Annotated in this window: 7 protein-coding genes; 3 read left to right on the top strand and 4 right to left on the bottom strand. The window is 45.7% G+C overall.

All coding sequences use genetic code 11. The features are described from left to right. Positions 1 to 308: 308 nt before the first annotated feature. From B2Z67_RS03740 to B2Z67_RS03750, 3 genes are all read left to right on the top strand, one after another. A complete protein-coding gene (locus B2Z67_RS03740; protein ID WP_291528480.1) occupies positions 309 to 2,498 on the top strand; it encodes a glutamine synthetase III in 2,190 nt (729 codons plus the stop codon). Positions 2,499 to 3,034: 536 nt separating this feature from the next. After that, on the top strand, positions 3,035 to 3,736 hold the full coding sequence (locus tag B2Z67_RS03745; protein WP_291528481.1) for a Crp/Fnr family transcriptional regulator: 702 nt from the start codon (positions 3,035 to 3,037) through the stop codon (positions 3,734 to 3,736). Positions 3,737 to 3,773: 37 nt separating this feature from the next. Continuing rightward, positions 3,774 to 6,218 (top strand): glycoside hydrolase family 20 protein, encoded by a 2,445-nt coding sequence (locus B2Z67_RS03750; protein ID WP_291528482.1) that lies wholly within the window; start codon positions 3,774 to 3,776, stop codon positions 6,216 to 6,218. Between the two features lie 169 nt (positions 6,219 to 6,387). Here B2Z67_RS03750 and trxB read toward each other — a convergent pair whose 3' ends face one another. From trxB to yaaA, 4 genes are all read right to left on the bottom strand, one after another. Beyond that, positions 6,388 to 7,335: a thioredoxin-disulfide reductase gene (trxB, locus tag B2Z67_RS03755; protein WP_291528486.1), complete on the bottom strand. Its 948-nt coding sequence runs from the start codon at positions 7,333 to 7,335 to the stop codon at positions 6,388 to 6,390. A gap of 374 nt (positions 7,336 to 7,709) precedes the next feature. Beyond that, positions 7,710 to 8,351 (bottom strand): LolA-like putative outer membrane lipoprotein chaperone, encoded by a 642-nt coding sequence (locus tag B2Z67_RS03760; RefSeq protein ID WP_291528483.1) that lies wholly within the window; start codon positions 8,349 to 8,351, stop codon positions 7,710 to 7,712. A 93-nt stretch (positions 8,352 to 8,444) separates the two neighbouring features. After that, the gene (locus B2Z67_RS03765) at positions 8,445 to 10,946 is read right to left on the bottom strand and encodes an FtsK/SpoIIIE family DNA translocase (RefSeq protein WP_291528484.1); all 2,502 of its coding nucleotides are present in this window, start codon (positions 10,944 to 10,946) and stop codon (positions 8,445 to 8,447) included. Between the two features lie 397 nt (positions 10,947 to 11,343). Next, positions 11,344 to 12,108, bottom strand: a complete 765-nt coding sequence (gene yaaA / locus B2Z67_RS03770; RefSeq protein WP_291528485.1) for a peroxide stress protein YaaA — start codon at positions 12,106 to 12,108, stop codon at positions 11,344 to 11,346. Positions 12,109 to 12,532: the final 424 nt, after the last annotated feature.

Consider the following 12,532-nt stretch of genomic DNA (forward strand, 5'->3'; position numbering starts at 1 on the left):
TCCGTATAAAGGTACCCTTATACGGAGTTGGTACGGACTTGGTACGGACTTGATACGGAGCAGGTAGTGTGTGATAGGGTCTGCATGATTCATACGTTAACTCCTGAAGTATGAATAATACAAGTTAGTAAGGAGCAAGAGTAGGGCTACAGAATGATTAGAATCGTTTTTCAGAGTCAAGCACGCATTCCGAGGGGGTACTTCCAATAAAAATAGTACAATTTTCAATAATACCCCCTAAAAAACAGGGGTACTATCGGAAAAAACATATAATTTTGCGCCCAACAACCAATAATTGGAGGACTAATATGTCAAAAATGAGATTTTATGCTCTACAAGAGCTTGCCAACCGGCGCCCTTTAGAAGTCGTTCCCCCTTCGAACAAATTGTCCGATTACTACGGAAGCCATGTGTTTGACCGGAAGAAAATGCAGGAATACCTGCCTAAAGAAGCATATAAAGCTGTTATAAACGCCATCGAGAAAGGCACTCCCATCAATCGTGAGATAGCAGACCTGATTGCCAACGGCATGAAAAGTTGGGCTAAATCCCTGAATGTTACCCACTACACGCATTGGTTCCAACCGCTTACCGACGGCACGGCGGAAAAGCATGACGGGTTTATCGAATTCAGCGAAGACGCCGGAGTGATTGAACGCTTCTCGGGCAAATTGCTCATCCAGCAAGAACCCGATGCCTCTTCCTTCCCCAACGGAGGCATACGCAACACTTTTGAAGCCCGCGGATACACCGCCTGGGATGTGTCTTCCCCCGCTTTCGTGGTAGACACCACCTTGTGTATCCCCACCATATTCATTTCCTATACCGGCGAAGCGCTGGACTACAAAACCCCACTACTGAAAGCGCTTGCCGCAGCAGATAAGGCGGCTACGGAAATATGCCAGTTATTCGATAAGAACATAACCCGCGTATTCGCCAACCTGGGCTGGGAACAAGAATACTTCCTCGTGGACTCTGCCCTGTATAACGCCCGTCCCGACCTTTGCCTGACCGGACGTACGCTTATGGGACATTCATCGGCGAAAGACCAGCAACTGGAAGACCATTATTTCGGATCTATTTCTCCACGCGTCACAGCCTTCATGAAAGAACTGGAAATAGAATGCCACAAGCTGGGTATTCCGGTAAAGACACGCCACAACGAGGTTGCTCCCAATCAGTTTGAACTGGCTCCCATATTCGAGAACGCCAACCTTGCCAACGACCACAATCAGTTGGTTATGGATCTGATGAAACGCATCGCGCGTAAACACAACTTCGCCGTACTGCTGCACGAAAAGCCTTATAGCGGAGTCAACGGATCGGGCAAGCACAACAACTGGTCGCTCTGCACCGACACAGGAATCAACCTCTTTGCACCGGGTAAGAATCCTAAAGGGAATATGCTCTTCCTCACCTTCTTAGTGAATGCCCTGATGATGGTATATAAAAACCAGGACTTACTGCGCGCCTCCATCATGAGCGCAGGCAACAGCCACCGGCTTGGCGCCAACGAAGCCCCGCCAGCCATTCTGTCTATCTTCTTAGGCAAGCAACTATCCGCCACTCTCGACGACATTGTGCGCCAGGTAGGCGACGAAAAAATGACGGCAGAAGAAAAAACCACACTCAAACTGGGTATCGGACGTATTCCCGAAATCCTCCTCGACACCACCGACCGCAACCGCACTTCCCCGTTCGCCTTCACCGGCAACCGTTTTGAATTCCGCGCCGCCGGGTCTTCATCCAACTGCGCCGCCGCCATGATTACCATCAACGCCGCCATGGCCAACCAACTGAACGAGTTCAAGGCATCCGTCGATAAATTGATGGACGAAGGCATCGGCAAGGACGAAGCCATCTTCCGGATACTGAAAGAAACAATCATAGCTTCCGAACTCATCCGTTTTGAAGGCGACGGCTACTCCGACCAATGGAAAGAAGAAGCCGCCCGTCGCGGCCTGACCAACATTTGCCACGTCCCCGAAGCATTGACGCACTACATGGACAATCAATCCCGTTGCGTACTTATCGGCGAAGGCATTTTCAATGAAACGGAACTTGCCAGCCGTCTGGAAGTGGAACTGGAAAAGTACACCATGAAAGTGCAGATTGAAAGCCGCGTGTTAGGAGACCTCGCCATAAACCACATCGTACCGACTGCCGTCAGCTATCAAAACCGTCTGTTGGAGAACCTCTGCGGCATGAAACAGATATTTCCGCCCGAAGAATACGACATATTAAGCGCCGACCGCAAGGAATTGATACGCGAAATATCCAAACGCGTAACCGCCATCAAAGTCCTTGTACGCGAAATGACGGAAGCCCGTAAGACAGCCAATCACAAGAATTGCTACAAAGACAAAGCCTTTGCTTACGAAGAAAACGTCCGCCCATACCTGCAACAAATACGCGACCACATCGATCACCTTGAGATGGAGATAGACGACGAAATGTGGCCCTTGCCCAAATACCGGGAATTATTATTCACGAAATAAGCGTAATATTATTTCAAGATGATGCAGGTTTTTTCAGGCTGCGCGATGCAAGCAATTCTTTAGACGCGGATGACACGGATAACACGGATTTTTTCAGGCTGCGCAATGATGAATGATGAATTCAGGCTGCGCGATGATTACGTAAAAGAAAAAATCCGTGTTATCCGCGTCATCTACGCCTAAAAATATCACCACTTGTTGCCTGATAACTCTTCTACCCCGGATAACCCGCCTTATCATTGCAGCAACCCGCCTTACTACTCAATTCCCGCATGCCATCATCCCGCATGGTTCCCCGGCCTCACAGCAGGAGCGTTGCGCAGGCGCTGTCAGGCGCAGGTAAGGGGCGATTGTCTGAGCAAAACGAGTTGAAGCCCCGTCTGCGAATGGCAGTGCCGGAGTAGCTCCGGAAGTGTAGCCTTGATTATTTCTTTGGTACTTTTTTTGGCATCAAGGCAAAAGAAAGCACATAATTTATACAATATTTAATTTTTTCTTCATATATTTGTGCTCTATAACACAGTTTTGCAGCAGTTATGGTAAAAATGAATCTGTCAGACGTGAACGTTCCGGAACTGATCGCTGATATGTGGGCGCCTTTAAACGAAGAACAGCGAGAGTTCCTCGCCAGTCATTTTACGCTCCAGAATTATAAAAAAAACGAAATCATTCACTGTGAAGGCGAAACCCCGCAACACCTGATGTGCCTTTTATACGGAAAAGTCAAGATTTACAAGGACGGTGTCGGCGGTAGAAGCCAGATTATTCGTATGATTAAGCCTGTTGAATACTTTGGATACCGCGCCTATTTCGCCCGCGAAAGCTATGTAACTGCCGCCGCTGCTTTCGAACCTTCCCTTATTTGTTTGATTCCCATGACCGCCATCACTACCTTGGTCACACAGAACAATAATCTCGCCTTATTCTTCATCAAACAATTATCTATAGACCTTGGCATTGCTGATGAACGCACTGTCAACCTGACTCAGAAACATATCCGCGGACGTTTGGCGGAATCACTCCTTTTCCTCAAAGAAAGTTACGGCCTGGAAGAAGATAGCTCCACCCTCAGCATTTATCTTTCACGCGAAGACTTGGCAAGCCTGTCAAACATGACAACCTCCAATGCCATCCGTACCTTATCCCAGTTTGCCACGGAGCGGTTAATCACCATCGACGGACGAAAAATAAAAATCATAGACGAAGAAAAGCTGAAGAAAATAAGCAAAATAGGATAAGAGACAGTCTCTTATCAACTTAACACACATTTATATCATGAAAAAAAGATTGAGTTCTTTGTTTTTAGCAGGTTTATTGCTAACTTCATCCGGATGTCAGCAAGGCCGGAAAGAAGTGGTGAACGAGTATAACATCGTTCCAATGCCCAATCAAATGACCCCGCAGGAGGGACGTTTTCAACTAAGTGATAAAGTATTGGTAGTTACTGCCAATTGCACGCCGGAAGTACAGGCTATTGCAGACAGTCTGATAGCCCGTGTCCAACTAACCGCAGGCATCTCTCTGCAAAGCAGTTCGCAGGAACATGCAGAATCCCCCGCTATACGTTTCACAACCGTAGAGGGTATGCCGAAAGAGGGATATAATTTATCCGTTTCCCCAAACGAAATTATCCTTACCGCCTCACAGCCCAACGGTTTCTTCTACGGAGTACAGACCATGTACCAACTCCTCCCCCCCGCCATTTATGGAAAAGAGAAAGTAAAACGCGCCGATTGGTCTCTTCCAGCCGTACAGATAGAAGATGCTCCGCGTTTTTCCTATCGCGGTCTGATGATGGACCCCTGCCGGCACTTCGTCGACACCGACTACATTTACAAATTCATCGACATGCTTGCCATGCACAAGATGAATACCTTCCACTGGCATCTGACGGACGATCAGGGATGGAGGATAGAAATCAAGAAATATCCGAAACTTCAAGAGATAGGTTCAAAACGAAAAGAAACATTAATAGACTATTACTATGTAAACTGGCCACAGATATTCGACGGCAAAGAACACGGAGGATATTATACGCAAGACCAGATTAAGGACATAGTGGCTTATGCCGCAAGCAAATACATCACCGTCATTCCGGAGATAGAAATGCCGGGACACGCCCTTGGCGCCTTAGCCGCGTACCCCGAACTTTCCTGCCGGCCTGATAGAACGTATGAGGTAGCCACAACCTGGGGTATATTTGAGGAAGTGTACTGCCCCAAAGAAGAAACATTCCAATTCCTGGAAGGGGTGCTGGACGAGGTTCTGGAGTTATTCCCAAGTTCATATATCCACATCGGCGGCGACGAATGCCCTAAAACCGCATGGAAAAATTGCGCACACTGCCAGGCACTAATCAAGAAATTAGGATTGAAGGACGATACAACCCCCAATAGCGTGGACGGCAAGAAACATACCAAAGAAGAAAAACTTCAAAGTTACTTTGTAACCCGCATGGAGAAATACCTCAATAGTAAAGGACGCAGCATAATTGGATGGGATGAAATACTGGAAGGCGGTTTGGCGCCAAACGCAACAGTGATGTCATGGCGTGGCGTGGAAGGTGGCATAACTGCCGCAAAGGCGGGACATGACGCTATCATGACTCCAAGTCCTTACGCTTACCTCGACCAGTATCAGGAAGAACCCGAAGTAGCCCCAACCACTATCGGCGGTTACAACACACTGAAGAAAACCTACAGCTATAATCCTGTACCCGACGATGCGGAAGAGCTGATAAAGAAACATATCATCGGCGTACAAGGCAACATGTGGGCTGAATACATACAAAGTAACGATCACCGTGACTATCAAACTTATCCTCGCGCCATAGCCTTGGCAGAAACCGGCTGGACACAAAACGCCGTAAAAAACTGGGATTGTTTCCGTCGCCGTATGGTAGAAGACTTCAAACGGATGGATATTCTCGAAGTAAAAGCCAGCCGTAACTTCTTCGACGTAAATATCAATACCCGCGTTTACGATGGTAGCCTGAAAGCTGTACTGGAAACATTTTATCCCGATGCCGAAATCAGATATACGAAAGACGGAAGCGCCCCGACAGCCAAATCCGAACTTTATGCCGAACCATTTACCTGGGAAGGCAGCATCGACTTGCAGGCGGCTGCTTTCAAGGATGGAAAAATGTTGGGTAAAGTCAACTCCAAGAAGATGTACGCCAACCTGATAAGTGGCAAGAAATATACGACCGTTCCTAAATGCGGTTGGATGAGTGGCGACATTTTCAGTGAAAACGATGTGTTAGGTGCAGATCCCACAACCTTAGGCTTAACAAACGGGAAACGTGGAAATATTGCTTCCTTCACGCCTTGGGTAACATTCAAGCTAAACAATAATAACAACAACGAGCTTGTATTCTCTGTTGACATGGAGACAACAGCCACTGTCAGTAAGGTAACTTTCGGAACGCTTTATAATCCGGCTTTCCGTGTTCTGCCTGCCGGCGGGGTATGCATAGAAGCTTCATTGGATGGGAAGGATTTCAAAGAGATAGGACAGGGAACTTTCACCCGCGAATACCCCGAACGTGGAAGAAAGATGTTCACCGATACAGTGGAATGTACTCCTACCGAAGCACGCTACATCAAAGTGACATTGAAAAGTGGAGGTGTATTGCGCAATGGCATCGACTGCCGCAAAGATTCTCCGGATGACATTATTCCGTCAGATCTATTCGTAGACGAGATAGAGGTTTATTAATAAGATACTTTCATCCGCAGATTGCACAGATAACGCAGATTAGGTTTTAGAGCCTGTTTAAATTTTCCTCAAAACAAACTGAGCAAAACTTAAACAGGCTCTAAAATAAATCCGCGTAATCTGTGTTATCTGCAGATGAAAAATGTATGTATGAATAATGTAAGCTAAATCACAACATACACTTGGAAGAAAGATATCTCTCTGCTTCAATGGCAGCCTTGCATCCACTTCCGGCAGCAGTAATAGCCTGGCGATAATGTGGGTCGGCTACATCACCGGCAGCAAACACACCCGGTACTTTAGTACAAGGAGTATTTCCCTCTGTAACAATATAGCCCGTTTCATCCGTATCCAGATAAGGCTTGAAGATATCCGAATTCGGTTGATGCCCGATAGCCAGGAAGAAACCGTCAATAGGCAAATCATAGTGTTTTTCATCCGCTTCGCCCATCCGCTGCACCAGATGAACGCCCTCTACCCCATTCTCTCCAAACAGACCTACGGCATTGTGTTCGAAGAGCACTTCAATCTTATCGTGCTTCGTCACACGCTCCTGCATAATTTTAGAGGCGCGCAGATAGGGCTTGCGGACAATCAGATAAACCTTACTTGCCAGTCCGGAAAGATAAACAGCCTCTTCGCAGGCAGTATCTCCGCCACCCACAACAGCTACTATCTTTTTACGGTAGAAGAAACCGTCGCAAGTGGCACAAGCGCTGACACCCATACCTGCATATTTCTTCTCGTCTGCCAATCCCAGGTACTTAGCCGTAGCACCTGTGGCAATTATCAATGTATCCGTCTCGATTACTTTTTCGTCATCAATCGTTACTTTGTAAGGCGCTGCACTCAAATCGGAAGCAGTTGCAACACCATAACGCAAATCTGCGCCGAAATGCTCAGCCTGCTTACGCAAATCATCCATTAGTTGCGAACCGCTAACACCTTCCGGATAACCGGGGAAGTTCTCCACATCCGTAGTGGTAGTCAACTGACCGCCGGGTTGCATTCCTTCGTAAAGCACCGGAGAGAGGTTAGCACGTCCGGCATAAATCGCAGCCGTATAACCTGCCGGCCCTGAACCAATAATCAAACATTTCACTTTTTCTGTTTCCATATCATTATCCATTTTATTTTTCATAAATACTTCATTATAATTAGTTTGTTCTAAGTACTTAGGTATCTTGCCATTATTAGTTTGTAGCATAAATAACAACTTAGCAAAGCGGAGTTTAGCAGCGATTCGTGTTTAGTGATTAGTGATTAGCGCATGTGATTAATAAAAGTATCCTTATTCTCCTCCTCCCGGGAGGAGGAGTACCCGTAGGGGGAGGTGGTAGGTTAAACAATAAAATACCTATTAATTACAGAATTAAGGAACTCTTTTTTTTACCTACCACCCCACCCTTCGGGCACCCCTCCTCCCAGGAGGAGGGGAATAGAGATACTCCGCGTTCATCCGTTTAATCCGCGTCGTCCGCGTACCCATTCTCACCTTAAATCAATCACCTCCGCCGTCGGGAATGTCCTTTTATCAAATACAAAAAGAGCATCATTGTAAGTCTGTCCGGGTTGATAAGATGTAACGCGAATAATAACATAATCTCCCCCTTTCTGAGTCATTTTCACATACAACGGCTGGAAACGATCCTTTGTCACATAAAGGATGATACTCTGCAAATCTTGCTGTTTGCCGGAAGCAGTCAACACCACTTCGTACACCGGTTTTCCTTCATAAGTGGCAGTAGTGCCCAATTTTGCAGAATAGCCCTGTTTGTATATGGATAATAAAACATAAGGATTGATGCTCTGCAATTCCTCAGGAGTAGGATCGGATATGTTCACTTCATCGCTATCAACCAGATAACTCCATTGTGTACGACCATCAAACCATGTTTTCACACCTTCGGCATTTAAAAAGAATTTCTCTCCCTTCAGATTAATCAGACCGGCAGAAGTCCTCACCGGAGTACCCTTGCGATGAGTATCAATAGTAAAATTAGACTCAATACCTCCCGCTTGACGGAAAGCGGTAGCAGTACGGTCTAATATTTCCCGGGCATCCGGCTGTTGTGCCGGGAGCGACGATGCCGCACCAAACAAGCAAATACAGAATAAAAGAATATTCTTCATAAAATTTCCGATAGATTTGTTTTTGTATATGAGCATATATGCGTATGTATCAGGATACTAACATCCCTGAATCCTATTGTTACTTAACAGGGACTATAACAAATTGTTCAGGCGCATTTGCAGCTCATTCTCATCGATACAAAGCACGTCGCGCGCCTTGCTGCCTTGTGTAGCTCCTACGATGCCGGCTTTTTCCAACTGATCCATAATACGCCCCGCACGGTTATAACCAATGGCAAACTTACGTTGTATCAACGAAGTAGAACCTTGCTGGTGAATAACTATCAAACGAGCCGCATCTTCGAACAAGGGGTCTAAGCGTCCCATATCCACATCACTCAGATCGCTTCCGCCGTCTTCACTAACATATTCGGGCAGATAGAAGGCCGTAGGATAGCCTTGCTGTTTGGCTATGAATTTGGTAATTTCGGCTACTTCCGGGGTATCAATGAAAGCACACTGCACACGTACGGGATCGGCTCCCTGCAAGAATAACATGTCACCGCGACCAATCAATTGGTTAGCTCCCGGACGGTCAAGAATGGTACGTGAGTCTATCATAGCCGACACACGGAACGCAACACGCGCCGGGAAGTTTGCTTTAATCGTACCCGTAATGATATTCGTCGTAGGACGTTGCGTAGCAATCACCATGTGGATGCCTACCGCACGCGCCAATTGGGCGATACGGGCAATGGGCAACTCAACCTCTTTGCCGGCAGTCATAATCAGGTCACCGAACTCATCAATTACTACCACGATATAAGGCATGAACTTATGCCCCTTCTCCGGGTTCAACCGGCGATTGATAAACTTCTCATTATATTCTTTGATATTACGCACATGAGCCATTTTCAACAAGTCGTAGCGGGTATCCATTTCCACACAGATTGAGTTCAATGTCTGAACTACTTTGGTTACATCCGTAATAATGGCATCTTCCCCGTCGGGCAATTTGGCAAGGAAATGATGTTCGATAATCGAATAGATGCTAAATTCCACCTTCTTCGGGTCTACCAATACAAACTTCAACTCGGCGGGATGCTTTTTATAAAGCAAAGAGGTAATAATGGCATTCAGTCCGACGGATTTACCTTGACCCGTAGCGCCGGCAACCAGCATGTGGGGCATTTTACATAAATCCACCATAAATACTTCATTAGTGATAGTCTTGCCCAAAGCAACCGGCAGGTCGTAAGTAGATTCCTGGAATTTCTTGCTGCCAATGATGCTTTGTCCCGAAACAATCTTCGGATTGGAGTTCGGTACTTCAATACCAATAGTGCCTTTCCCCGGAATGGGAGCAATGATACGGATACCCAGTGCCGAAAGGCTGAGAGCGATATCATCTTCCAGACCACGGATTTTGGAGATGCGCACTCCTTGCTCAGGAGTAATTTCATACAATGTAACCGTAGGCCCTACCGTTGCCTTTATGGTGCTGATTTCAATACCAAAGCTACGCAATGTACTTACTATCTTATCCTTGTTGGCATTCTGCTCCGCCATATCAATAGTCGGTTCGGCATTATCATAATGCTTCATCAGGTCAACCGTAGGGTAGCGATAATTCTCTAAATCAAGACGGGGGTTATAGGGTTCTTTTTCAGTTCCTCTGTATTCTTCATCTTCTCCTACGGCTTCTATCTCAAAAGTAGGTTCCACTATCGCCGGTTTTCCCAAAGGCGGGGCTACGAAGTCCGGATCAGGAGTTTCAATGGTCATGGAGAGTTCTTCATCCGCCGGTTTGGCGAGTTTATTTCCGGCAGTGCCATTCAAATCCAACAGTATTTCATTATCCGGTTTGTCTACGGGCTTCGACACAGCAGTTGCTTCTTTATCTTCCGTATTCTCCGGTTTTAGAGTACTTGCGGCAGGAGTGGTTTTATCATTCCCCTTTGCTGTCCAGGAATCTGTAAATTCTTCCGGAGCTTCACCGGCTTCTGCCTCTTCTTTCTTCTTACGTTTCAGGAAGCTTAGGCTGAGCAGTCTGCGTAACCATATTACAGTCCGTGCACTCAGATAGATAAGGAAGCAGATTGCCGTTACCAGCAAAATCATCCAAACACCCGGAACACCCACTTGCGATACCATCCAGTTACTGACATTATAGCCATGCCTGCCACCCAGATACAGGAAAGAGTCTTTATACTGATCCACAAACACGAAGCCGAAGAAAACGGAGAACCATATCAGCAACAACGAGCAACCGATAAACCATTTCCAGAGACGAACCACACGTACGCGCATCAGTTTCAATCCGGCTACCGCAAGGAATACGAGAATAAAGAAAGAAGAAACGCCGAAGCAATCATTAATAAGATAGCTTGCCAATTGTGCTCCGCGCGAACCGGCATAGTTCTTCACACCATTATTCGTAGAGGCGAGTTCTTGCGCGTTACCACCGTCAATTATACTCTGGTCGGTAGCACCCGTAAAGAAGAACGAAGAAAAAGCCAGTAACAGATAGACTGAAAAGATAACTAATATCAGTCCGACAACAAAGTGAATGGTTTCATTTTTGAAGATTGCCCTTATTTTTCCAAACAGGGAAAGGGATTGTTCCTTATCTTTGATTGTATCTCTTCTTGCCATGAATAAAATCTCCTTAATAAATGATAGATTGGTGCAAAAGTAATAAAAATATTGCTCTCTTTATAACCTTGTCTTCTAAAGATTCTGTAGCCTGTATGAATAATGCAGGATAGAATGTTCCGGAAGGCTGTCGCAGTTAAGTCAATGTTCATAATTAGTTTATACTATAATTTTTTAGACGCAGAATAACGCGGATAACGCGGATCTCTTTTTATCTTCCTGACAGGCTAACGTAGCGCAGCATTTNNNNGCAGCAACCGGATTGAGATTCCGTTTCGCTCTATTATCATTCATCGTATGAACTAAGAAGCTGTTTTGAATCCAATAACAGCTTCTACTTATGAACAGCTACTTATAACCAGAATTCGCTGTAGAACATCCTGTTATTTAACGTACTTTAAACCAACGTAAACATCAAATGATTATCCGTACTCCGGCTTTCATCGAAAGCAAAACCTTCCCACGTGAAAGCCTTCAGACCTTCGGGATGTTCTATACGATTCCTGATGATGAAGCGCGTCATTTCACCACGACACATCTTGGCATAGATAACAATCGTTTTCAACTGCCCATTCTTCCCAACCTGAAAATCAGGAGTGATGACCCGGACTTCCTTTTCTACCCGCTTCCAGTCGAATAAATCTTTCATCTCACCGCTGGCAAGATTCACGAGGATACCGCCTTTCTGCTTGATATCTTCTATAAAACAATCCGTCAGCAACGGCTTCCAGTAATCAAACATCGTCATTCCTCCCCTTTCGGGCAAGCGCACATCTCCTTCCAGCCGATAGGGCTTTATCCCATCCAGCGGACGCAGCAACCCGTAAAGGAAAGAAGTAATACGTAAATGATTTTGCACGTAGTGGAAATCATCTGCGGAAAAATCCTTCGGTGATATGCGCTTAAAGACAATACCGGTATAAGCGCATATTGCAGGCATTGACTGATTGGAGTCTGAAAAGAAATCCTGAAAACGCAGGTAATTCTCAACAGCCATTTTAGAGTTCACCCGCAATAAGCTTTCCAACTCGGCAGCAGAAAACTGTCCCATATCCAATGCATTCCGCATTGCTTCCGCCTGAAAGTGCGGAACAGTTATTTCAGGTACTTTCACAGCCGTACGCGCCACCATTGTTTTGGCACAAGAGATGAATGTCAACATACTATGTCATTTAAAGTTTTAGGGAAGCAAACTTACATAAAATCTTTCGTATTTTATGCCGGTTAAATTAAGAGCCTGTTTAAATATTCCTCAAAAAGTTTTTTATTCAGCTTGTTTTGAGTTTATTTCCGGTCTATTTCCCTCTTTTTACTCGCCACATAGCCCGCTATGCTCCTCATAAAAACAGAAAAATAAGTAGCTGCTCATAATTAGTTCATACAATGAATGATAATAGAGCGAAACGGAATCTCAATCAGATTGCTGCGCAATGCAAGCAATTCTTTAGCCTGTATTATTCATAGCGGCAAATACATTCATTCATCCCGTGGGACGGTTTCTTTCATCCCACGGGACGGATTTATTCGTCTCACGAGACGGATTTTTTTGTCTCATGAGACGGATTCATTCGTCTCACGGGATGAAA

Origin of the sequence: Bacteroides sp. UBA939 (assembly GCF_002293435.1) — a bacterium.
Taxonomy (GTDB): Bacteria; Bacteroidota; Bacteroidia; order Bacteroidales; family Bacteroidaceae; genus Bacteroides.

What these genes read in the sequence shown, in the direction of transcription:
- B2Z67_RS03740 (WP_291528480.1), top strand. Translation starts at nt 309, where the DNA reads ATGTCAAAAATGAGATTTTATGCTCTACAAGAGCTTGCCAACCGGCGC.
- B2Z67_RS03745 (WP_291528481.1), top strand. Translation starts at nt 3,035, where the DNA reads ATGGTAAAAATGAATCTGTCAGACGTGAACGTTCCGGAACTGATCGCT.
- B2Z67_RS03750 (WP_291528482.1), top strand. Translation starts at nt 3,774, where the DNA reads ATGAAAAAAAGATTGAGTTCTTTGTTTTTAGCAGGTTTATTGCTAACT.
- trxB (WP_291528486.1), bottom strand. Translation starts at nt 7,335, where the DNA reads ATGGAAACAGAAAAAGTGAAATGTTTGATTATTGGTTCAGGGCCGGCA.
- B2Z67_RS03760 (WP_291528483.1), bottom strand. Translation starts at nt 8,351, where the DNA reads ATGAAGAATATTCTTTTATTCTGTATTTGCTTGTTTGGTGCGGCATCG.
- B2Z67_RS03765 (WP_291528484.1), bottom strand. Translation starts at nt 10,946, where the DNA reads ATGGCAAGAAGAGATACAATCAAAGATAAGGAACAATCCCTTTCCCTG.
- yaaA (WP_291528485.1), bottom strand. Translation starts at nt 12,108, where the DNA reads ATGTTGACATTCATCTCTTGTGCCAAAACAATGGTGGCGCGTACGGCT.